General features: G+C 36.5%; 15 protein-coding genes. 9 read left to right on the plus strand and 6 right to left on the minus strand.

The features are described from left to right. The first annotated feature begins 65 nt into the window (after positions 1-65). From A6M14_RS10255 to pap, 3 genes are all read left to right on the plus strand, one after another. A complete protein-coding gene (locus A6M14_RS10255) occupies positions 66-890 on the plus strand; it encodes a hypothetical protein (protein WP_152874852.1) in 825 nt (274 codons plus the stop codon). A gap of 253 nt (positions 891-1,143) precedes the next feature. Further along, positions 1,144-1,347 (plus strand): excalibur calcium-binding domain-containing protein, encoded by a 204-nt coding sequence (locus A6M14_RS14435; RefSeq protein WP_465251675.1) that lies wholly within the window; start codon positions 1,144-1,146, stop codon positions 1,345-1,347. Between the two features lie 135 nt (positions 1,348-1,482). Continuing rightward, positions 1,483-2,898 (plus strand): polyphosphate:AMP phosphotransferase, encoded by a 1,416-nt coding sequence (gene pap / locus A6M14_RS10265; protein WP_152874853.1) that lies wholly within the window; start codon positions 1,483-1,485, stop codon positions 2,896-2,898. Positions 2,899-2,965: 67 nt separating this feature from the next. Here pap and A6M14_RS10270 read toward each other — a convergent pair whose 3' ends face one another. Beyond that, entirely contained in the window at positions 2,966-3,472 is a 507-nt protein-coding gene (locus A6M14_RS10270; RefSeq protein ID WP_152874854.1) for a hypothetical protein, read from the minus strand. Positions 3,473-3,634: 162 nt separating this feature from the next. Here A6M14_RS10270 and A6M14_RS10275 point away from each other — a divergent pair, with 162 nt between their 5' ends. From A6M14_RS10275 to pnp, 5 genes are all read left to right on the plus strand, one after another. Beyond that, positions 3,635-7,324 (plus strand): exodeoxyribonuclease V subunit gamma, encoded by a 3,690-nt coding sequence (locus tag A6M14_RS10275; protein ID WP_152874855.1) that lies wholly within the window; start codon positions 3,635-3,637, stop codon positions 7,322-7,324. A 3-nt stretch (positions 7,325-7,327) separates the two neighbouring features. Further along, positions 7,328-11,032: a UvrD-helicase domain-containing protein gene (locus A6M14_RS10280; protein WP_152874856.1), complete on the plus strand. Its 3,705-nt coding sequence runs from the start codon at positions 7,328-7,330 to the stop codon at positions 11,030-11,032. Between the two features lie 63 nt (positions 11,033-11,095). Beyond that, complete coding sequence (gene recD, locus A6M14_RS10285; protein ID WP_378226860.1) at positions 11,096-12,862, plus strand: exodeoxyribonuclease V subunit alpha; 1,767 nt, start codon at positions 11,096-11,098, stop codon at positions 12,860-12,862. 794 nt (positions 12,863-13,656) lie between these two features. Further along, positions 13,657-13,926, plus strand: a complete 270-nt coding sequence (gene rpsO, locus A6M14_RS10290) for a 30S ribosomal protein S15 (RefSeq protein WP_152874857.1) — start codon at positions 13,657-13,659, stop codon at positions 13,924-13,926. Between the two features lie 260 nt (positions 13,927-14,186). Then, positions 14,187-16,274 carry a polyribonucleotide nucleotidyltransferase gene (gene pnp / locus A6M14_RS10295; RefSeq protein WP_171500274.1) on the plus strand — a complete coding sequence of 696 codons (2,088 nt, stop codon included), beginning with the start codon at positions 14,187-14,189 and terminating at the stop codon, positions 16,272-16,274. Between the two features lie 68 nt (positions 16,275-16,342). Here pnp and A6M14_RS10300 read toward each other — a convergent pair whose 3' ends face one another. Then, entirely contained in the window at positions 16,343-16,567 is a 225-nt protein-coding gene (locus A6M14_RS10300) for an HP1242/YdcH family protein (RefSeq protein WP_152874861.1), read from the minus strand. Between the two features lie 296 nt (positions 16,568-16,863). Between A6M14_RS10300 and A6M14_RS10305 the strand changes: the two genes are divergently transcribed. After that, complete coding sequence (locus A6M14_RS10305; protein ID WP_152874863.1) at positions 16,864-18,099, plus strand: magnesium transporter CorA family protein; 1,236 nt, start codon at positions 16,864-16,866, stop codon at positions 18,097-18,099. Between the two features lie 105 nt (positions 18,100-18,204). Here the strand turns inward: A6M14_RS10305 and A6M14_RS10310 are convergent, their stop codons facing one another. The 4 genes from A6M14_RS10310 to A6M14_RS10325 all read right to left on the minus strand — a co-directional run bounded on the left by A6M14_RS10310 (position 18,205) and on the right by A6M14_RS10325 (position 23,901). Then, the gene (locus tag A6M14_RS10310; RefSeq protein ID WP_152874865.1) at positions 18,205-18,468 is read right to left on the minus strand and encodes an HP1242/YdcH family protein; all 264 of its coding nucleotides are present in this window, start codon (positions 18,466-18,468) and stop codon (positions 18,205-18,207) included. A gap of 404 nt (positions 18,469-18,872) precedes the next feature. Continuing rightward, complete coding sequence (gene hslO / locus A6M14_RS10315) at positions 18,873-19,748, minus strand: Hsp33 family molecular chaperone HslO (RefSeq protein ID WP_152874867.1); 876 nt, start codon at positions 19,746-19,748, stop codon at positions 18,873-18,875. A 50-nt stretch (positions 19,749-19,798) separates the two neighbouring features. Further along, complete coding sequence (locus tag A6M14_RS10320; RefSeq protein WP_152874869.1) at positions 19,799-21,640, minus strand: monovalent cation:proton antiporter-2 (CPA2) family protein; 1,842 nt, start codon at positions 21,638-21,640, stop codon at positions 19,799-19,801. 38 nt (positions 21,641-21,678) lie between these two features. Next, positions 21,679-23,901: a primosomal protein N' gene (locus A6M14_RS10325; RefSeq protein ID WP_152874871.1), complete on the minus strand. Its 2,223-nt coding sequence runs from the start codon at positions 23,899-23,901 to the stop codon at positions 21,679-21,681. Positions 23,902-24,093: the final 192 nt, after the last annotated feature.

The following is a 24,093-nucleotide window of genomic DNA, read 5'->3' on the forward strand; positions in this document are numbered from 1 at the left end:
CTTCAAGTTTTACTCTGCCATGTATTATGTTGATTTTAGAGAAGCTTTATAATTAAGGGGCAGTGATGCAAAAGAAAAATGAGCCAACAGACAATCAGATTAACTATGCTCGTTCCCTTGGTATTTATATTCCATTTGGTATCACATGTAATGAACTGAGTGATTTAATTAGCAATGTCGAAAATAACGATAAACTTGCAACTGATAGGCATAAAACTTTTGCTGACCTATATGGTGTCCAATATACAAAGAACGTCGGGAAAAAAAGTTTATTTAAGAGAATTCAATATGAAATTTTTTCAAATAAGAAAGAAAATTATATGGCTACTTGGTTTATTTTCCGTGTTTATCGCTCTTTAGTGCGAGGACAAGAAGATGTATCAATCCATTCACCTGATAACAACACAATTAAAGAGGTAGCTGTTACTTTATTGGAAAACCCTAAGTTTTTAAATTCATTGAAAAGGTATTCTGATTCTGATCTTAGATATTTTGGTGAATTTATTGATAGTCAGGGAGGTATTCATTATGGTGCGAGTAAAACGACTAATGCGTATAATTTGGTTTCAGATGAACTAAAAAAATATCCTAATGTACAACAAGATATTGAAAGAGGATGGAATGCTCCTGTAAATAATAATAGTTATTTAAAACGATCATATAGAGAAGATCTATCTGAGTATAATTATTCTACGACTCTTCCAATTTCTACAATAGAACAACCTCCTGCTCCAGTAATGTCGTTCATCCAGAAGTTTGAGAATAAATTAGAAGCAATGAATGAGGAAGCAGAGAAAAAATATAAAGAACGAAAAGCGAGAAGTGTTAATAAATCTAAAGTAATTTCTTATATTCTTCTAATTTTATTTGGTTTTTTTTGGTGGACATAGGTTTTATTTAGCAAGAATAAAAAGTGCGAACATAATCGCAATCATATTTATGCTTTCTTTAGCCTTTGAATCCCTTAGACCATTAATCTTTATTCCTATAGTTTTTGTATTGATCGATTTATTTCTATTACCAAAAATGATTAGTAATCCTGATGGAGAATGGTTTTGAATTATAAAATCTTTTGTATATCAATTGATTATTCTATTGTTGTGTTCTATAAGAAGTACTATCGTTTATACCGAAAAAAGTAAGATGAATTTCAAAATTAATGTAGCTCTAATCACGTCCATTATTTTTTTTTCAGTTTCTAGTGGTGCTTTTGCGAAACGAGTTTCTTGTAAAAGTTTTAAAACACAATCAGAAGCTCAAGCTTACTTTATAAAGCATAAGGCAAAAAGTTTAGATCGTGATGGAGATGGCAGATGGCAAAGCTTGCGATTGCTTACCTGGTGGTAACGGGAAAAACTGCCCTAAGAAGAAATAACAAAAAGACACCGACTAAGGTGTCTTTTTTATTTACCAAAAAATCTCTCATACCAAACCCTATTTTTTATATACTCAAATCATAGGGTATGAAAAGTATGAATAACGATGATAAAAGAAACTGAATTTAAACTCATGCAAGAAGAACAATTATCTGTAGAGTTGATTGAAGCTCAATATTCAATGAAAGAAACCAAAGGTAAATCGAACGCTAAAAGTTTACTGATTTTGGTCAATGGAATTGAGTTAGCAGGTAAAGGCGAAGCCGTTAAACAACTACGTGAATGGGTCGATCCACGCTATTTACGAGTAAAAGCAGATGCACCACATATATTCGACCATAAAAAAACATTTTGGCAACCCTATTCACGCTCCATTCCTGCCGAAGGGCAAATTATGGTGATGTTTGGTAACTGGTATTCAGACCTATTATCAACCGCATTACATGTATCAAAACCACTAGATTCAACACTATTCGATGAATACGTGGAAAACATGCGCGCCTATGAACAAGACCTAAAAAACAACAATGTAGATGTCATTAAAATTTGGTTCGATCTCTCTTGGAAATCATTACAAAGCCGTTTAAATGAAATGGACCCGAGTGAAGTACATTGGCATAAATTACATGGTTTAGATTGGCGCAATAAAAAACAATACGACAGCTTACAACGCTTACGCCAACGCTTTACAGACGATTGGGTGATTGTCGATTGCGAAGATAAAACGGCACGAGATCAACAATTTGCCCAACATATATTACGTAAATTAAAGCATCTTCCAGAACATCAAGCCAAAGCAAAAGGCAAATGGAAACAGGCGAAAACACCTGAAATTCTAGTGAATCCTCCTAAAAATGATATTGCAGAAGATGAATACAAAGCCGAACTGAAAAAGCTCACAAACAAAGTGTCTAAAGCTTTACGTTTCGATGATCGAAATGTAGTGATTGTATTTGAAGGCATGGATGCAGCAGGAAAGGGCGGAGCAATTAAACGAATTGTGAAAAAGCTCGACCCACGTGAATATGAAATTCATACCATTGCAGCACCTGAAAAATATGAATTAGCGCGACCCTATTTATGGCGTTTTTGGACAAAGCTACAGCCTGAAGAAAAGATCAGTATTTTTGATCGATCTTGGTACGGGCGAGTTTTGGTAGAACGTATTGAAGGCTTTGCAAACGATGCAGAGTGGCAACGTGCTTATAACGAAATGAACCGTTTTGAAAAAGATTTATTCGATAGCCGAACTTTGGTTATTAAGTTTTGGCTTGCAATTAGTAAAGATGAACAAGAACGTCGTTTTAAAGCACGTGAAGAAACACCGCATAAACAGTTTAAAATTACTGCGGAAGATTGGCGGAATAGAGAACGTTGGGATGACTATTTAAAAGCAGCAGCAGATATGTTTGAGCGTACAAGTACTGAATATGCGCCGTGGCATATTATTGCAAGCGACAATAAAAATTACGCACGTTTAGAAGTGTTAAAAGCCATTTTAAAACAATTGAAAGCAGATTAAGTCTGTAAAAAACCTCTGTCATTTACTTAAAATGGCAGAGGCTGAATATTAGGTTCAAATTTAAGGTTTATTGAATAATGGTCGTTGTTTGCTTTTGTTGAATTTGTTTGGCTAAGCGGTAGCAATCTTCAACATGCGCTTCGGCTACTTTTTTCATGACAAAATAGCCCAAGCTTGCAGCAATAACTTGTCCGCCAAGTGGAATAAATTTGGTGATTTGTTTGGTAATGACTTTTGCCGCAATATTATTTAATGATTTTTTAACCGCAGTACGAGCAACAACGAAGCCTGAAAACTCGATGCCACGTTTGCGTAGCTCTTTCCAATGAATTTCTTTGGTTGCAGGATCATAGACACTAATTTGTTCAGGTGCTAAACCAAAACGTGTATTAATTTCGGGAATCAGTTGTGACAAGATACCAACGTCAATCACAACATCTAAGAACGGTACAGGAATAACCGCAGCACCTGCAGAAAAATAAGAACGCTTTTTCACAAGTTCGAGGCATTCCGCACGAATAGCTTCAATATTCAGCGTTGGATCAAGAGATTCAGGAATATTATCTATTTTCATATTATTAAGTACCTTAAAACGCGTAAAACTTTTTAGAAGATGTTTTATTCAAAGAGTTTTTACACATGAATAATGTTTTTAAAGTGACATAGACAGACATTAAAGTATAGTAAATAATCTTGAAGGTTTTGTATTGCATAAATTGAAAAGGAATGAAATTTAATGGGGATTCATGTCATTCAAAGTCAACGCATTGATGTGCTTGTTGAAGCGATGCTCAAGACTGTTCGAAAACCGACATCCAACCCATTTGAAGTTCTCAAAACACAGCAATTTATTGTGCCATCACCCGCCATAGAAGCTTGGCTTACACAGCGTTTGGCAGAAAAAAAAGGCATCAGTGCAAATACCGCATTTCATCATCGAATTCGTGGTTTTCAATGGTCTGCTTATCAACAGGTTTTACAAGATGATAAAGACAAAGTTCGTAAAGCCAATATTCCCAAATTAATTATTAAATGGCGTGTTTTTCAGGCATTGAAAGAGTTTATTCAAGCGGAACAAAATCCACTCGATTTAAAACATCCGTTGCATCCTATTGTTCAGCGTATTTATGACAGCGCAGATCGATTAGAACAGGGTTTAGAAAAACAGTTAAAAAAGCAAAATATGCTGTATTGGGTTTCTCAGCAAGTTTCGCAATTGTTTTCCAACTACATGAGTTATCGAGGATATTGTCAAAAAGCATGTGTTGGAACGTGCCATTGTCAAACCAATTGGTTAGATGCATGGGGTGAAAATAAAGAACTGAATATTGAAAATATGTTCTTTAAAACAGATACGGAAATCTCAGCGTTTACCTTAAATCAGGCGCAAGAATTAGAAGCGTGGCAACGTTGGTTATGGCAAGAAGTCTTTCATCAAGACTTTAAAGAAATGGAAGAAATTGATGCGTTGTTTTGGCAGGCTTTGGGTGCTCCTGAACAGCCCAATGCTGTTTTAAGCAAGCTTCCCAATCAGCTTGTAGTCTTTACTTTATTAGATTTACCGCCAAGCCAATTGCAATTTTTGCGTCGTTTGGGGCAATACATTGATATTTATATTTTGCATTACAACCCATCGCAAGAATATTGGGCAGATAGCGTCGATCCAAATTGGAAAGCTCGTTATGACGTTCGCGTAAAAGAGCGTTTTATTGAAAAAAATCCAAGCGCAACCGATGAACAAATCCAAAAGTTCTTTGATGAATTTACTTTAAATTTCAATGCACAAACGCGTGAATCTCGTCATCCATTACTCACGCGTTTTGGTAAGCAAGCACGTGATCACTTTTCATTGCTCTCAAGTTTATCTTCGGGTGAAGAAGGCGTTTGGGCAGATTTATTTGTTGATGAATATACAGATTCATTATTGGCAAAAGTTCAGTTCGATATTTTGTATTTGGTTGAGCCTGAAAAAAATTCGTATGAACTAAAAGCAGATGATGATTCTGTGCAAATTCATGTGTGTCATTCATCGCAAAGACAATTAGAAGTTTTAAAAGATCAGTTGATTCATTGGTTGTCGAATGGCGATAAAGAAAATCCAAGAAAACCCAGTGATATTTTAGTTTTAACGCCAAACTTGAAACAACTTGAACCTTTAATTCGCAGTATTTTTGCACCGCCACCAAGCGATAGAAATTTACATCATTCACGTGAAAATCAGGCACAGCGATTAAGCCAAGATAGTGTTTATCTTCCTGTGCAAATTGCAGGTGTGACGCAAATTGATGCTGCAAATGCATGGCGTTCTGTGCTTGGTCGTATTCAACTGGTTCAAGGTCGTTTTACGGTAGAAGATTTTGCAGATTGGCTTGGCTTAAATGCAACCTTACTGCGCTATGAATTAGATATTAATGGCGTAGACAGAATGGTTGAACTGCTGATAGCAGCAGGTTTTAAACGTGGTTTCGATGAAGAACACTTAAAGCAAAGTTTAAAGCAGGGCGATGAAGACTATCGCTACAGTTTTAAATTTGCCTTAGATCGTTTAGCGTTGGGTGTGGCAATTCCTGAACATGCAATTTTCAATGATACTTTGAGTTTTGCGCACGTTTTACCTAGTGATTTTGAGCTTATCGCTAAGCTTATTCAAATTTATCAAGATTTTTCAGCACGTCGAAATTGGATGATTGCACACGAATTAGGAAAGAAAATTCGTGTAGAAAAATGGCTTAAAACCTTAATGGCTGATGTAAATGAGTTTATTGATTTGGGTGTCGACTCATTAAATTCAGTTTATAAACTCATTAAAAAGCAAGACAGAATGTTAACGCTGGCAAGTTTCTACGATGAAGAAAATCATCATGCATTGAACGCTCTCAGTTTGCCTTTGGGCTACATTTTAGAAGAAATAAATGTCTTGCTCGATTCGCAAGTAGAACAAGCCGAACCGACAGGGCAAGTGACTTTTAGCCAAATTGGTCAATTACGTCCGTTGCCTTATAAACTTATTGTGATGCTCAATTTAGATAGTGGAAAGTTCCCAAATCGAAACACGCATTTACCTTTCGATTTAATGGAAATTTTAAAACCACAATTAGGTGATCGTTCACGTTTGGAAGATGAACAAGGCGCATTCTTAGATTCGCTATTATTGGCACAAGAAAATTTGTGGCTGTTCTATAACGGCTTTGATGTCAGTGATGGTGAAGTGCGAGATCCATCCACCGTATTACAAGAGCTCATTCAACATTTAGCTTTCATTGTAAAAGCAGAAAATACAGACTCAAGCTTAAATGAAACAGTGTCGATAGAAGGCATTGAAGTTGCTAAACAATTGCAGTCGATTTATCAGGTTCATACGCTTCAACCATTTGATCCTGTTGGTTTTGAATCTTCCGAAATTGTGCGATATCAAGATCAATGGTTCAAAGTTGCCAATCAAATTCGCTTTGCAAAAAGGCAAAGAACGCAATGGGCGAATACCCAATATCCATTGTTAGAACAAGATATTCAGGTGCTCGATAGCCATCAATGGATTCAAGATGTCACTTTTCCTGCGCATTTATATTTAAAAACTTTAGGCGTGAAAAACTTAAAATCGGAAGATTTACCCGACACCCAAGAGCCGTTGCTTTTAGATGGTTTAGGGCGTTATGCAATGCGAGATTTCTTGAAAAAGTACGATGGAGAAGCAAATTCAGCATTGCTGATGGATAAGCTTCCTATTGGTAAAATTCAAGAAAGTGCATGGCAAATGAGCATGGTTGAACAAGCACAATTAAATGCACGGTTACAGCAATATACAGAAACTGAAACAGCTACAACGCAGCAAATTTGGCGGGTAGATAAGAATCTACATATCAATTTAACCTTGCCAAAACATGGCGCAAAACTTTGGGTAAGTTTAGAAGCATCAAGTGCGCGAGCAAAACGCCGTGCCAAAGTTTGGTTGGAATATTTACTTTGGATTGCCTATTTGAATTTCGGTGATGGCGGTGCCGATCATGCACGAATAGTTGTTTTTAGTGATAATACAATTGCCTGCGAAGGTGTTTCATCAAACCAAGCACGTTCATATTTAGATTCTTGGTTTAAAGCTTGGGAATATGGTCAAACGCAGCCTTTGGTTTTACCTGCCGCACTGATGTTAAAACCTGCTGAAAAACTCAAAAAACATGAATGGATGTTTGATGAAAATCAGAAAATGATCATTCAAAACATGGATGATTTGTATAAAGATTGGAATTTTGATGGAAAATTCACAGGCTTTTCTGTTTCTGAAAATGAAGCGACCAAACATCATCGAGATTGGCAATTTATTCTACAAGAACAAGATGCCACTATTTTATTGGAAGATGCCTGTAAGCGTTTTGCATATGATTTATATCAGCCCATATTTATGCATCAAGTAACGGTTGAGGAGTAAAACATGAATCATCCTCAAACTTTAGAAAACGTGTCTTTTGAACCAATTGTAGATATGCAATTTGATGGTCTACATTGGATTGAAGCTTCGGCAGGAACAGGGAAAACCTTTACGCTTTCAAGCTTAATGGTGCGTATTTTTCTTGGACATTATTTGCCAAATCAAGTGATTGCGACCACATTTACTCGAAAAGCAGCCGCAGAATTAAAATCTCGAATTCGAATTCGTTTGGTCGATACCTTAAAGTTTTTTGAGAAATTTCAAAAATCTACTGAAGCTGAAATTCAAGCGCATATTCAACAAGAAAAAGATCCTTTATATAAAAAGGTGTTAAGCGATTATGCAACGCAAGTTGACTATGCTCGTGAACGTTTAAAGTTGGTGATTGATCAATTAGATGAGTTATTTGTTGGAACGCTAGATAGTTTTAGTCAAAAATTATTACGTGAATTTGCCTTTGAAAGTGGCAAAATTGAACGTGCTGAAATTACAGATGATGCGAAAAGTTATACCTTGCAACTTATTCACGATGTTTTGCGTGAATGGATTCAGTCGCAACCACAAAATGTCGTGAATTATTTGCTGTTACAGCAAAAACTCAAATCTGTGGATAATTATGTCGGTGTTGTGGAAAACACGCTTAATTTCGCATCTGCTCAATTTCAACAGATTGAAGCACCGAAAATTAATTTAGATCAGTTTGAAACGGCAATTGATGAACTGCTTGAATTGGATTTAAGCCAAGTTGCGACATTAAGTGAATATTATTTGCCCGATGGTCAATACAACTCTATTGTGGCAAAAAAATGGCGTACCAATGATTTAATGCAAAAAACATTAACAATTGATTTACCCGAGTTTTTTACCGCTTTGGCAGAACGAAAAAGTTATGCTTTATTTGCACCTCATTTTGAAAATACGGTTAAATATCTCACCGAATTATCCACGAAAAAAGTACTGAATAAATGTGCTGAAGATGTTTTAGAAAACTTTAATCATCATGTGGTTATTCGAGCTTTAAAAGCATTTTTTGAAAAAGTCGCTGAGTTAAATATCAGTTTAGATTTGCTAGATGCTTATCTAAAATTCTATTTAAGTAAAGAGGTGAAAAAGCGTTTACCTCAAGTCTTACAGCAAAAAGGTGAAACAACTTTCGCGCAACAAATACGAACGCTGTCAGAAGCTTTACAAGGCGTTCAAGGGCAAAGATTTGCACAATTTGTTCAAGCGAAATATCCACTAATTTTGGTTGATGAATTTCAAGATACCAACCAAGATCAAGACGATATGCTTGCCAGAATTTGGCGTGAACCTAAGCGCTATATGCAAGGCTGTATGATTATGGTCGGCGATCCGAAACAAGCCATTTACGGCTTTCGTGGCGGAGATATGCTGACCTATAACAAAGCTCGTGCAGATGTCATCTTAAAAAAAGGGCATTTGTATAGTTTGAAATACAATCATCGTTCAATTCAAGAATTGGTCGAAGTGGTTGATGCCTTATTCCAACGTCAAATGGATTTTGGCGAAAATGTACCTTATAGCTTGGTAGAAGCAGGTTCACGTCCGCATCCTGCATTGGTCGATGAAAAGGGGCAAAATTATCAACCTTTACGCTGGTTAATGCTTGAAGATAAAAATGATGAAGCCATTCAAGTTGCGTGGAAAATTCGAGATTTACTCAATCAAGGTATCGAAAAAAAATTATATGTAAATGATGCATCGCCACATTATTTAATTGCCGATGATATTGCGATTTTATCGAAGAATCATGATGGTTTAGACAAAGCTCAATATGAGTTGGAACGTTTAGGCATTAAGGTAAATCGACCATCTAAACGCAGTGTTTTTGATAGCCAAGTTGCGAAAGATGTCGGTGCATTTTTAACAGCCATTATGCATCCATACGATGAAGGCAAAATAAAACGCGCATTACTCAGCCGATTATTAAACTTTAATTTGCAACAATTAATCGCGCTTGAACAGCAACCTGAAGGCTTAACAACGTTTATTTACGACTTCGATTTAATTCGAGAAATGTGGCTTGAAAAAGGCTTTTTAACCGCTTGGCAATATGCGCTGAATTTATTCCGAATTTGGGAAAACTTAGTTGCAACACAAAGTCGGGGAAATGAACGAGCTGTGGTGAATTTACGGCATTTGACTGAAGTTTTAAGTCAGCATAGTGAACAATATCAAGGGGCGCAAAGTCTTTATCATTGGTATTTGAAACAACTGCAATCGCCAAGTGAACGAGAGTGGGAACTTGAGCGAAAACTGTCGAATGAGGCTGGTGTGCAGTTGATGACCATTCATCAATCGAAAGGTCTTGAATTTAAAATAGTCTTTTTATTGGGCGCAGATAAAGATTTTCGTGAAATGGGGAAAACCCTCAACTTTTCCACAGTTGAACAGGTTAATCCACAAACAGGTAAAACCGAATTACAACGTGTTGTTGCTGTAAATAATCAACTCATTGTTTCAGAACAAGATGTAAATCAACACAATGCGCGAGCAGAAGCGGAACAGCATCGTTTGTGGTATGTGGCTTTAACTCGGGCAAGTTACCGTGTTTATGCCATGTTGCAAGATCAAAAAGGCAAATCGAACACAGGTTTAGCATTTTGGCGTGGTCAAGGTGCAGATGTTTTTCAGCATCCTTTTAGTGTAGATGAAGCCTTATTAACAGAGCGACCGCCAATACGAAAAGCATCAGAAGCAGAGCCCATGGCTTTACATGCACAGCAATTTCCAACGCAACGTTTTTATCCAAGAACAAAAACCAGTTTCAGTGCTTTGGCGCAACATTTAACACGCAAGCAAGCCATTGATGCTTTAGCGGTGAAAACTGAAAAAATGGAAAGTGCGGAAGATGAAATTAATTTAGTGCCTGAAATTGAAACGATTACGACACAACCTATTGCGTGGATTAAACGTAATTTCCCAATGGGAACATTGGCAGGTAACTTTTTACACGAAATTTTTGAACATATCGATTTTCAAGATTCAAGCGAATGGCATTTAGAAATTCATCGTCGTTTTAAAAATGATTATCCAAGTTTGTGGTTAGAACTATCGGAAAAATATCATCAAGAATTTATTGAAGGTTCGGAAGATCAACTCATTACTTTGTTGGCAGAATGGTTAAATGATGTTTTAACAACGCCATTGCATCAAAATTTTATGCTAAATCAGTTAAGTGCGGAAAATCATTTGGCAGAATTTCCATTCTATCTGTCCTTGTCAGATCATGTCTTAGCAACAAAACGTATTTATCAATTATTTGCAGAATACGGTATTGAAATGCTTGAACTGAATGATGCAAATTCAGCACGTTATTTAACAGGTTCTATTGATTTGGTGTATTTCGATGGTCAGCAATACCAAATTGCCGATTATAAAAGTAATTTCTTAGGTACAGACCAATCTCAATATAGTACAAATGAAATTAAGCAAAGTATGTCACAAGCCAGTTATTGGTTACAGGCAGGTTTATATTTAGTTGCTTTACATCGCTATTTAAAAGTTCAACTCGAAGGCTATGATATTCATCAACATTTAGGTGGGGCAAGTTATCTGTATTTAAGGGGGATGAATGGCGAGAAATCGCAAGGAATACATTATTGGAAACCCGAAGCAGAGTTTATTTTGCGACTTGATTCTATATTAGGCAGTTTTTCTGTCGATAAACTACCCGAAAAAGTCTAAATCATTAAAAAAAGATTCGATTAAACATGATATTAGTCTGTGGATAACTTTGAGGATAATTGTGTGGAAAACAAGCGGAAAACGATTAAACAACAACCTGAAAGCCACGCAGTAGAGTGGTTTCAGACATGGAGTGATTTTTTAGCAAAATCGCCGTTTAATCATGCAGAAAAATCGGAAAATTCCACAAAAATTATGCAAGATGTTCTTGAAGCTGCATCACAAGGTGATAGTTGTATTGCGTTGAATACGGACGATTTGTCATCTTTAAATGACTTGGTGATTCATGAAGATGATGTATCAAGCCAAAATGTTGCACCATTTATACATGATGATCAGTATTTGTATTTATACCGATATTGGGTGCTAGAGCATGCGCTTTGTCAGCAAGTTACACGCTTAAAAAATCAAAAAGTATCTGCTATTTCACTCAATCAATATAATGATTTACTTGAAGACTCACATCAAAAAAATGCTTTGTCTATGGTGGCTACAAATGGCTTTAGCATTATTACAGGTGGGCCGGGAACAGGTAAAACCTATACTTTAGCGCGTATTATTGCGGTGCTAAATCAAGAAATTTCTGATATCCGAATTGCCATGGCAGCACCAACAGGTAAAGCTGCACAACGAATGAAAGAAGCATTACAAAAGTCGTTTGAAGATGAAAAATTACAAAACTTATTAAGTGAAGATTTAAAACGACTTACACCTATTACCATTCATCGTTTATTGGGTTTAGGAAATGGTCATCTACCACGTTTTCATGAAAAGCAGCCATTGCCATACGATGTTATTGTGATTGATGAAGCTTCAATGCTCGATTTAAGTTTGGCAAAAATGCTATTTGCCGCTGTGCCAGATCAGGCAAGGCTTATTTTATTAGGCGATGCCAATCAGCTTGCTTCTGTAGATGTTGGTTCTGTATTGGCAGATTTACAAAATGTTGAATCACTACAATCTAACTTTGTAAATTTAGTCACAAGCCGACGTTTTAAAGACGGTGCTTTAATTGGTGAAATGGCGAAATTCATTCAACAATCACATGATGATCAATCTGCGGAATCCATCTTAGATGCTTTTCATAAAGCAGTTGTTCAGCCAAGTCATTTGAGTGAAATCATCCTTTCAAAAGATATGCAAGATCAGGTGAATTTGGAATATTTGCCTACAGAATTATCGAATCAATCAGATTTAACAGCCTACTACGATAAATTGATGTTGGGTTATGCATCTTATGTACAAGCACTAAAACAATATTTGGAAAGCGATGAACCTGAGTTACTTGTAAATTCTATTGTTCAAATTTTTGATGATTACAGAATTTTAACAGCCATACGACATGGTGCCTTTGGCTTAACGCAAATCAATCATCAAATTGAACAGCGCATTTTAAGTCAGTTAAATAGTGTGAAACAGGGTGATTGGTATGTTGGACGGCCTGTAATGATGACTTATAACGACTATCAGTTGGGCTTGTCGAATGGTGATATTGGTATTTGTTTTAAGAAAATGAATGATGGAAAAGCGCAATACAATGTGTATTTTCCAAGTCTAGAAAAGTGGGTGCTCGCAACACGATTGCCTAAAAATATAGAAACAGCATTTGCTTTAACCATTCATAAATCACAAGGTTCAGAATTTACGCATACTGCGGTGGTGTTGGATCAAGCTGCACAAAATTTACTGAGCAAAGAACTTATTTATACGGCAATTACGCGTGCAAAAGCTGCGGTTAGCTTATTGGTAGATCGGCAATCTTTTGTACAAGCTTTAACGGTTAAGACATCTAGGAAAAGTGGTATTCAAAATAAATTGAACAAAGTATAAAAAATAGCTATTGATTTTAAAGACTTTTTTGATCTTGTACGAAATGACTTACAAAGATTCAAGCGATTTGCGCATAGAGCTTTGCTTTGGTTTTTGAGAAGATTAGTTTGTACAACAAACCAAGCAAGGAATGCTGGGTAATCGTCAAAATATAAGAATAAAGTCATTAGACAACGAGCTTACAGTGAAGTAAGTGAAAGAGGAAATTTACAGCCGCTAAGCCTTGTAGTTTTGGGAGAGACTACAAGGCTTTTCTTTGTGCCCTAAACCGATTCTGAAACACACAATGTACGTCAAAGCTTACAAAAATATAAGAAAATGGCGAATACATCACGTTATTATATGTGGCAAACTAGCATCCATAAGGAAAGTTAAGTATCCCATGGATGGTTTACATTAAAATAAAAAGACGCAATGAAGCGTAAAATACGACTATAAATAAAACAATAATATCAATAAAAGAAGAAAATACAGCGCAATAAAGCGGTTTGGGTTTGCCCAAGCCGCTTTATATGTTTAACGGTTAATATATATTTATAAAACTTATATTTGAATTATATATGTGTATTGTAATGGTTAAAGTTTGTACATATTGTGGTTTTTATATTAACAAATCAATTTCCTGATATTTTTAGAATTTTGAAAAATCCTTACCAATTTCTCTTTTGCAATTCAGTGCTTTTTACCTTAAAATGGTTGGCTTGCTGTAGTGATGCACGGCAGTCAAATTGGTTTTGAAGAATCAATTTGATTTGTATCAAACTAAACTTATATAAGCATCTCGGAGAAATCGAATGGCTTTAACAAACGCAGATCGCGCAGAGATCATTGCAAAATTCGCTCGCGCTGAAAACGACACTGGTTCACCAGAAGTTCAAGTATCTTTATTAACTGCACAAATCAATGATTTGCAAGGTCACTTTAAAGAACATAAGCACGACCATCATAGCCGTCGCGGTCTTATCCGTATGGTTAACCAACGTCGTAAGCTTCTTGATTACCTTAAAGGTAAAGATGCTACTCGTTACAGCGCTTTGATTGCTGCTTTAGGTTTACGTCGTTAATTCGATTTAAGCTTTGTTTTTCGGATTATTGCATGTTAAGTGCTTTAGTACAGAAGACAAAAGAATATCTAGTCTTGGCTAGGTAATGGGGAAGGGGCGAATGTTTCGCTCCTTCTTTGTGTTTAAAATTAGTATGTTTGATTCTGGTGAGGTCGGCTTCTAAGCTTTGTCATTTATGCTTCAGAACTATTGAGTTGCTGTGAATGCCAAACCTTAGGGGTCTCCACTAGAATAATTTCGGGAAACAAAAATACATGTCTATGTTTAATATTATTCGTAAAGAGTTTCAATTTGGTCAACACCAAGTTGTATTAGAGACAGGTCGCGTTGCACGTCAAGCGAATACTGTTGTGATTACAATGGGTGGCGTGACTGTACTTGTTGCAATCGTTGCACAACCAAAAGCTAAAGCGGGTCAAGATTTCTTCCCACTTACAGTTAACTATCAAGAAAAACAATATGCTGCAGGTCGTATCCCAGGTGGTTATGGTAAGCGCGAAGGCCGTCAGTCTGAATCTGAAACTTTAATTTCACGTCTTATTGACCGTCCAATTCGTCCATTGTTCCCAGAAGGTTTCTACAATGAAATTCAAGTAACAGCGACTGTTATTTCTTCTGATAAAACAATGGATGCTGACATTGCTGCAATGTTGGGTACTTCAGCTGCAATGTCAATTGCAGGTGTTCCATTCCGTGGTCCAATTGCGGGTGCGCGTGTTGGTTTAATCAATGGCGAATACATTCTTAACCCGAACCACGAACAATTAAAAGAATCTGATCTTGATCTTGTTGTGGCAGGTACTGAAACTGCAGTATTGATGGTTGAATCTGAAGCTAAAGAGCTTTCAGAAGATCAAATGCTTGGCGCTGTACTTTTCGGTCATGACGAAATGCAAATCGCAATTCAAGCGATTAAAGAATTTGCAGCAGCAGCAGGCGCGGTTGAGTCAACTTGGGTTGCTCCAGTTAAAAATGAAGCACTTCTTGCTCAATTGAAAGAAGCATTTGAAGCGAAAATCTCTGAAGCATACACGATTGCGGTAAAACAAGACCGTTATGCAGCATTAGATGCACTTCACGCAGAAGCTGTTGCGCAGTTTGTTCCTGAAGAAGACGAAACTGGCATTGCTGCTGAAGTTGACGAATTATTTGAAGACTTAAAATACCGTACAGTACGTGACAACATTTTGTCTGGTAAGCCACGTATTGATGGTCGTGATACTAAAACTGTACGTGCAATTGACGTTCAAGTTGGCGTATTAGGTCGTGCGCACGGTTCTGCATTATTTACACGTGGTGAAACTCAAGCGTTAGTGACAACTACACTTGGTAATACACGTGATGCGTTGATGGTTGATACCCTTGCAGGTACAAAAACTGACAACTTCATGCTTCACTATAACTTCCCTGCATACTCTGTAGGTGAAACTGGTCGTGAATCTGGTCCTAAACGTCGTGAAATTGGTCACGGTCGTTTGGCTCGTCGTGGTGTTCAAGCAGTTCTTCCAGCAGCTGACCGCTTCCCGTACGTGATTCGTATCGTATCTGACATCACTGAATCTAACGGTTCATCTTCAATGGCTTCTGTATGTGGTGCTTCTCTATCACTTATGGATGCAGGTGTTCCACTTAAAGCACCAGTTGCGGGTATCGCAATGGGTCTAGTGAAAGAAGGCGAGCGTTTCGCAGTTCTTTCTGACATCTTAGGTGATGAAGATCACTTAGGCGACATGGACTTTAAAGTGGCAGGTTCTGCAAACGGTATTACTGCACTTCAAATGGACATCAAAATTGAAGGTATCACTGAAGAGATCATGGAATCTGCATTAAACCAAGCTTATGCTGGTCGTATGCACATCTTGAACGAGATGAACCAAGTGATTTCACGTGCGCGTCCTGAAATTTCAATGCATGCACCAACTTTCCAAGTGATTAACATCAATCCGGATAAAATCCGTGATGTAATCGGTAAAGGCGGCGCGACTATTCGTGCAATCACTGAAGAAACTAAAGCTGCAATCGATATCGAAGATAACGGTACAGTTCGCGTATTCGGTGAAACTAAAGCAGCTGCGGCTGCTGCGGTTGCGAAAATTCAAGCGCTTACTGCTGAAATCGAACCAGGTACACTTTATGTAGGTAAAGTTATCCGTATCGTTGAATTTGGTGCGTTTGTAAATATTCTTCCAGGTACTGATGGTTTACTTCATATTTCTCAAATCTCTAACGAACGCATTGCGAACGTTGCAGACGTGTTGAAAGAAGGTCAGGAAATTAAAGTACAAGTTGCGGATGTAGATAACCGTGGCCGTATTAAATTAACAATGAAAGATATTGAACAAGCATAATTGCTCAATGTTTTAATTGTTTGAAAAAAAGCCCGCGTTATGCGGGCTTTTTTTTGTTTTAAGTGATGTTATTCAGTCGTGGTTTCTGCTTGTTTAAGCATGATGTAAAGTTCATCCTTTAGTTTGAGTTTCTTTCTTTTTAATAGGTCTATTTCATTGATATTACTTGTGATTGGGTCTTTTTCTAAGCGAAGAATTTCATGATCAATGGCATTGTGTTCTTCAAAAACTTTTGAAAAGTGAGCGTTATCTTGTTTGAGTTTACTAATTAATGAACGATATTCTGGAAACATTGCATTACCTCATCGAGCTAGAAAATTATGCCTATACACTGCATATAGGCTATGTATATTTATCTCTATAATTCAAGATTAGCATTTTGGTTTAGAAAAGGCATAACAAATATAAGTGATTATGTTACTAGAATGTAAGTTTGATGAATTTTATTTTTATTTAATTTAATCAAGATTTTAAGTGTTGGTATTGTTGGTTTTGAAAAATATAGATTTAAAGTAACAGATCATTTTTTTAAAATAATTTATGATCGAACAATAAGTTAAAGCAAATCATACATTCAACGAGTGAATTTATGCAGACCTATTATTTTTATCTACATCCTGAATTACAAACCATTTATGTTAAAAAAGAACGAGATCAAGTTTTAGAGCCTGAATTTATATGGGTAGATTGTACACGTGAAGATGTTGTAAGTAGGTCTGAGTTTTGGCAACAAGAAATATTTGAATGTAGTGGTATTCGGACAAATGAATATCATCTAAAAGATATTTTAAATTTAGATCATCCATGTACTTTTGATACGATGGATGACTACGATTTACTGATTTTTAGGAAATTGATTACACCCGATGACCAAATTAAAACAGATGAAAAATCACTTGAAGTACATGAAAAAATATTTGGGCTAAGTACGACACCTATTAGTTTTATTATGACATCTCAGGTTCTAATTACGGTTCGAGAGCTTGGTAATAAGGCATTTGAAAGTTATGTTCAGCGTATAGAAACCATTTCTGCCAAAGCTGTTGAGGAGCAAAACAAGCCACGAAAATTACCCAATATGCCTTTGGATTTATCCCTTAGATTATTAAATGCAATGGTAGATGGATATCTAGATTTAAGAGTGCCTTTAACGCGAAGAATTGAACATTGGCAGCAAGAGCTATTACAAGGGCATCGTAGATTTACAAAATGGCATCAGCTATTACAAGAAAATATGGCTTTTCAGCAAATTGAAAATTTATGTGAAGAGCAAATTGAATGCCTGCAAGAGTTACGAGATGAAATAGTAGAAAATTACAGTCATTTAAAAGCAAAAAAGCGTAGTGAAAAGCAAGATATTATTTTGGTTCGTATGGATGATTTATCGAGTCATATTGAGCGAATCCAAAAACATACCACACGTTTACGCAGTGCAGTTCAGGCTGCTATAGATTTACATTTTTCTGCGGTTGCCAATCAGACCAATGAAAACATGAGAATTCTTGCCATTATTACAGCAGTTTTTGCACCTTTAACCTTATTAACAGGAATCTATGGAATGAATTTTGTATTTATTCCTGGGCTTAAATCGCCAACGGGGTTTTGGATTATGTTGGGCATTATGCTTATGACAACATTGTTATTGCTTTACTATTTTTATCGTCGTCATTTGGTTGGGCGAGGGGAAAGAAGTGTTATTGATATGCTTGCACAACAACATAAAGATCAACATATGAATTTGTTTTGGTTTTTAGATGAAATGCCCATTAAACAAACGGTCAAAGAAACACTTAAAACAGTGGAAAAGATCACCAAATATAAGTGATTGATTTTTATTTGTTTCAATAAATAAGAAACTGCACATCTATTGAATTTGATGTGCAGTTTGATTTGAGTCGTTCACTTTTTACAATGAAATAGTCAATGTAATTTAGATATTTAGTTCAGGTTTAAAATTGCACAGTAGTCGATACATTTCATCTTTAATTTTTAATTTTTGGCGTTTTAAGCTTTCTATTGAATCATTAATCAAATTTACAGGATTCTGTTCAAGTTGATTAATTTCTTTATCTAAGATTTCATGATCTTCGAACATTTTTGCAAAATGCGCATTATCTTCACGTAGCTTTTGTATAATGTCTCGAAACTCGGGAAACATATTTTTTAGTTTTTTATTACATTCTTTCGTGTTCATAAGCCATTTATATCCTCATCTGAGTGACAGGGAAGACACATTCGTTATGAATATGTCAGCATTAAAACCAAATTTTTTACTCTTCTAATAAGTCATTTAAGTTAAGTTGGTATGACATGAAATTGTCTGAATTTGATTTATTATTAAGTGATTTTTACATATTACAGTATTGCAGAACTGTACCTTATTGTTTCTAAATGTGACAAAAAAATTTACCTGAGGTTTTTCAAGTTGATTGAATATTTTGCTGAAGCGAGATTACGACCAACGGTACTGCAATATGTGGTATTTCATCTATTAAAGTGTTTTTCTATCTGTAAATAATAATGTATGAATTTGTTTTATATAAATAAAAAAAGGATGATATAAATCATCCTTTTTTCTTAAAAATAGAATTTAATACATTAACTTAAATGCTCACCAAAAAGTGCTAAAGCTTGCTCTGCTGTAAATTGGTACTGTGAGTTACAGAACTGGCAATCCATTGCAATTGGATTTTGATGTTCAAGCGTTTCTCTTACAGCATCTATACCAATCTGTACAAGTGCTGTTTCGCAGCGTTCTTTTGAGCATGTGCAGCCAAATTTAAGTTGTTCAGCATCGGGTAAGCGTACTTCTTCTTCGTTATATAAACGATATAAAATTTCTGTCGCATCTAAGCTTGTTAATTCTTCTGTTTTTAAAGTTGAAGTTAACATGGTTAGGCGAGGCCATAGGTCTTCATCAACCATTTTTTGTTCTTCTTCATTGTTACGTGGTAACAATTGAATCAGTAAACCACCTGAACGTTGACCGTCGCTACCTAAAGCAATACGAGTCGGAATTTGTGCCGACAAGTCGTAATATTGCATTAAGCAGCTTGCTAAATCTGGTTTATCTAACGGAACAATACCTTGGTAGCGTTCACCAAATTCAGGTTCAATATTAATAAATAGAACAGGGCTGACTAATGTTTTTAATACGGTACTGCTATCTTCTGCTTGTTCAAAAATAGGATCCGATTCATAGTCTGCTAAAGCGCGAACTTCACCTAAATGGTTGCATTCAGCCATTGCCCATTTTAGTGTGCCTGAGGCTTGAATTTGAAGGCTAATACGTCCTTTAATTTTTAAAGTACTTGCAAGTAGTGCAGTCGCACTTAGCATTTCACCAAGTAAAATTTGAATTGCCTTTGCATAGTCGCGTTGAGCAAGAATAGTTTGCAAAGCTTCTTCAAGATGAACGACTTCACCACGAATAGGGCTATCTTCAATATAAAAGCGTTGACGTAAATCAGACATAAATTTCTCCATAACCCTGTCTTAATGGTGACGATATTCTAAAACACAAGTCACTTCGATTCATCACGAGTAACATCAATTCGATTGGCTTCTAAGCCACGTTTTAAATCGACACCTGTTGGTGCTTCTCGTACAAGTGCATCACTTTCAAATAGATGTTCAAGTTCAGCAAGCGCATTGCGATGCGACTCATACACTTTCTCTTCATCTGTATAAACACGTTGTTGTTGTGCCAATGCTTTTTCATCGAAATCACGAAAAAGCTCAATGCTTTTGTAGGCATCGCTTTCGCTAATACCTAAATCGCACAGTACTCGATATGCCATACCTAAAGAAGATAAATAGGTTTCACGCCAAATATGTTCAACGCCCAAATCTCTTAATAAATGCACATGATGGCGGTCTCTTGCGCGAACTAATATTTTTAAATCTGGATAGTTGAGGCGAATATGACGTGCAACATTCATTGAATCTTCAATATCATCGATAGCAAGAACAAAAACTTTGGCATGTTCAATGCCTGAAGCACGTAAAATTTCAGGTTGTGTGGCATCGCCATAATAGACTTTGCCTCCATATTTTCTAACGAAATCTACTTTTTCTAAACTAATATCAATGGCTGTAAATGGCAGGTGTTGTAAATGCGCAACACGTGCGATGATTTGTCCAAAACGACCAAAGCCCGCAATAATCATTGGATTATCTGTATTTGGAATTTCATCGTAAATGGGTGCGACTTTTTTATCGAATAGCGGAACAATAAAACGGTTGATGAACCAATATAAAATTGGGGTAAGCACCATAGATAATGTCACGATGAGAACTAAGGGCTGAATCATTGTCTGACTAAGCACATGCTCACTTAGGGCGACATTAAAGACCACAAATGCAAATTCACCGCCTTGGGCTAAGCAAGTTGCAAGTAATAAACTATTGCGCCATGAATATTGGAAATATCTTGCAATAGCAGTTAGTGAAAGCAATTTGATGATGAGTAGGATGAGTGTTCCACCAATAATCAGCCAAGGCATATCAATCAATAAAGACAATTGTGTGGTCATACCTACAGTCATAAAGAATAGACCGAGTAATAAGCCTTTAAAGGGAGCAATACTTGCTTCTAACTCATGGCGGAATTCGGAATCTGCAAGCAATACGCCTGTTAAGAATGCGCCAAGCGTGGTGCTAATACCTAAAACATCCATTAACGATACAACGGCAAGAATAATAAATAGTCCGACTGCTGTAATTAGTTCATTTGCTCCACTTTTTGCAACAAAGCGGAAAAATGGACGCATCAAATAACGGCTAAATAAAAATAAACCCGTAAAGGTTGCAATAATCGCTGCAAAATACGCAACTCCATGATGAACGGAATCGTTACCTGCAAGGAGAGGAATAATGGCAATGAGGGGGATTGCTGCAATATCTTGAAAAAGCAAAATCGAAAAAGACTGCTGCCCGTAAGTGGTATTGAGTTCTTGTTTTTCACTGAGTAATTGAAGTGCAAAAGCAGTTGAAGATAAAGCCAAAGCAAAGCCAATCACAATACTTGAAGCAAAACTTTGTTGTAGGACAAACATCGCAATAAGTGCGAGTAAAATGCCTGTTAATCCAACTTGTGTACTACCAATGACAAAAATAGATTTACGTAGTTCCCATAACCTTTGTGGGCGTAATTCTAAGCCAATGATGAACATGAGTAGGATGACACCAAACTCAGCCAATTGTTTAATAGATTCAGGATCGCTTGCGATATTAAATACGCTAGGTCCGAGCAAAATACCTGTAAATAAATAACCTAAAACTGCTGCAATGCCAAACCGCTTGAGCAAAGGCACAAAAATTAAGGATGCTCCAAGGAAAATGGTAAATTGCAACAGTAATGACATGCGCTGTCCTAAAAGTTATAGATAGATTTACTATTAAATTAGCTGAGTTCTTGCGGGTCTATATCTAGACTTAGTTTCATACCTGATGGCTTTTGTTGCAACATATTTTGCCACCATTGGCGAATATAAAAATGCAAACGCGCTCTGTCTGTAGATAACAACACCATATGTGCTTGGAAGCGTCCTGCTTTACGTTCCATAGGAGCAGGAATAGGTCCCCAAATATCAATTAAGTTTTCAGAATTATCACGAAGCAATTGTGCATATTGTTTTAAAAAATCTTGATTGATGTCTTGGCTTTTAGATTCACATCGAATTAAAGCCGAATAACGTGCAGGAGGGAGTAAAGCCATTTTACGTTCAGCTAAAGTTTGCTGTGCAAATTTGCGATAATCTTCTTGAACAAGTGTGTTTAACAGCGGATGGTCTGGTCGTAAAGTTTGCAGGTAAACATCGCCTTTATGTTCTCCACGACCTGCACGACCTGAAACTTGAACAATGAGTTGTGCTGTGCGTTCAGGTGCGCGGAAATCTACACTGAGCAAGCCTGAGTCGATATCTAAAATAGCAACCAAGGTGACATATGGAAAATGATGACCTTTTGCCAGCATTTGTGTTCCGAGCAAAATAACAGGTTCGCTCGTTTGAATTCGATCATAAATTTTTTGCCAACTTCCAACACGACTTGTTGAGTCACGATCTACGCGAATGACATCAAAATTTGGAAATAATTCATTTAAATGATCTTCCACTTTTGCTGTTCCCATACCAATAGGTTTGAGTTCGGTATGATTACATTGCGGACATTGGTCAGGTTTACGATGAATAGTCCCACAATGATGACAATGCAAATGTGGGTAAGGCTTATTGTGTAGAGTGAAATTAGCATCGCAATTTGGGCATTTTGCTTGCCAAGCACAGCTATCGCAAATAAGAACAGGCGCATAACCACGACGGTTTAAGAAAATTAAAACCTGTTCTTTTTTTTCTAATTTTTTTTGTATTTCTTGAATTAAAACTTGGCTAATACCATGTTGTTTTTGTGCAATCTTTAAATCGAGTACATGGATTTTAGGCATTATAGCCGCACCTGCACGTTGATTTAGCTCAAGCTTTTGCATTTTACCTTGATCAACCAAAGCATAACTTTCAATACTAGGTGTTGCAGAGCCTAAAACAATTGGACAGCTTTCTAAATGTGCACGATATAAAGCAACATCACGTGCGTGATAGCGAAAACCTTCTTGTTGCTTAAATGAAAGATCATGTTCTTCATCTAGAATAATTAAACCTAAATTTGGAAGCGGTGTATAAATTGCCGAACGTGTGCCTAAAATAATAGAAGCTTTGCCAGATTGAGCATGTTGCCAAGCTTGTAGGCGTTTGGAATCATTAAGTCCGGAATGTAAAAGGGCAATGTTGCAATGAAAGCGAGATTGGAAACGGCTTACTGTTTGAGGTGTTAAGCCAATTTCAGGCACTAAAACTAAAACTTGCTTCCCTTTCTTTAAAACCTCTTGCATGATTTGCAAATAAACTTCGGTTTTACCACTACCTGTTAATCCATCGAGTAGAAAAGCTTGATATTTATTTTGATATTTTAAAACGGTATCAATCGCATATTTCTGATCTTCATTTGCGGTTAAAGGCATTTGTGCCATGCTCATTGGCATAGGTGTTTGATCTTGCTTTTCTAAAACACATTCACAAATTTGCTTTTTCTCTAAAGCTTTTAATGTGCTGGTTTCAACGCCTGCTAAATTGAGAATATTTTCAGTTGTTGCTACTGGATGTAGCTTTAAAATTTTATAGGCTTCTTGTTGTTTTTCAGAGCGTTTAAGTTTGTTTTCGGCATCAAAATCTAAAAGATTCCAAACCCGTGCAAGAATGTCGGCTGGTTTACCTTGGCGTAATAAGGTTGGTAATGCTGCTTGCATAACTTCACCAATTGGAAATTGGTAATATTGAGCAGACCACGCCATAAGTTTTAAAGTCTTGGCATCTAAAATTGCATGATCATCTAATAGCTCAGTAATGGCTTTTAGCTTAAATTTAGAATCTGTAGGTGCATCTAATGGGAGTTTTTCCATAATGATGCCCACTAAATTTTGGCGACCAAATGAAACCAAAACACGTGAACCAATTTCAGCTTGTTGATATTGTTCAGGGCTGAGCATGTAATCAAAACAATCATATAAATAAACAGGCACAGCTACGCGAATACGAAGAGGGGCTGAACTGCTTGAATAGGTGTTTTGCATAATGCTCGATTCTGTCCTTTTATAGAAGACACTACATTTTTAGAAGATGTAATTTAGATATTGTTGGTCATGACTATGAATTATTTTAGTGCTTAGATGCAACATTACAAAGAAAAATTAATTATTTTGAGCAGTTGTGATGGGGATATGTGAAAGAGGGGATTAAAATTAATATTTAGCTTTATAACAGGC

Origin of the sequence: Acinetobacter portensis (assembly GCF_009372215.1) — a bacterium.
Classification (GTDB): Bacteria; Pseudomonadota; Gammaproteobacteria; order Pseudomonadales; family Moraxellaceae; genus Acinetobacter; species Acinetobacter portensis.

Coding starts and splice junctions, on each gene's coding strand:
- pnp (WP_171500274.1), top strand. CDS start 14,187: ATGTTTAATATTATTCGTAAAGAGTTTCAATTTGGTCAACACCAAGTT.
- A6M14_RS10305 (WP_152874863.1), top strand. CDS start 16,864: ATGCAGACCTATTATTTTTATCTACATCCTGAATTACAAACCATTTAT.
- A6M14_RS10280 (WP_152874856.1), top strand. CDS start 7,328: ATGAATCATCCTCAAACTTTAGAAAACGTGTCTTTTGAACCAATTGTA.
- A6M14_RS10255 (WP_152874852.1), top strand. CDS start 66: ATGCAAAAGAAAAATGAGCCAACAGACAATCAGATTAACTATGCTCGT.
- A6M14_RS10275 (WP_152874855.1), top strand. CDS start 3,635: ATGGGGATTCATGTCATTCAAAGTCAACGCATTGATGTGCTTGTTGAA.
- rpsO (WP_152874857.1), top strand. CDS start 13,657: ATGGCTTTAACAAACGCAGATCGCGCAGAGATCATTGCAAAATTCGCT.
- A6M14_RS10310 (WP_152874865.1), bottom strand. CDS start 18,468: ATGAACACGAAAGAATGTAATAAAAAACTAAAAAATATGTTTCCCGAG.
- A6M14_RS14435 (WP_465251675.1), top strand. CDS start 1,144: ATGAATTTCAAAATTAATGTAGCTCTAATCACGTCCATTATTTTTTTT.
- A6M14_RS10325 (WP_152874871.1), bottom strand. CDS start 23,901: ATGCAAAACACCTATTCAAGCAGTTCAGCCCCTCTTCGTATTCGCGTA.
- pap (WP_152874853.1), top strand. CDS start 1,483: ATGATAAAAGAAACTGAATTTAAACTCATGCAAGAAGAACAATTATCT.
- hslO (WP_152874867.1), bottom strand. CDS start 19,748: ATGTCTGATTTACGTCAACGCTTTTATATTGAAGATAGCCCTATTCGT.
- A6M14_RS10270 (WP_152874854.1), bottom strand. CDS start 3,472: ATGAAAATAGATAATATTCCTGAATCTCTTGATCCAACGCTGAATATT.
- A6M14_RS10300 (WP_152874861.1), bottom strand. CDS start 16,567: ATGTTTCCAGAATATCGTTCATTAATTAGTAAACTCAAACAAGATAAC.
- A6M14_RS10320 (WP_152874869.1), bottom strand. CDS start 21,640: ATGTCATTACTGTTGCAATTTACCATTTTCCTTGGAGCATCCTTAATT.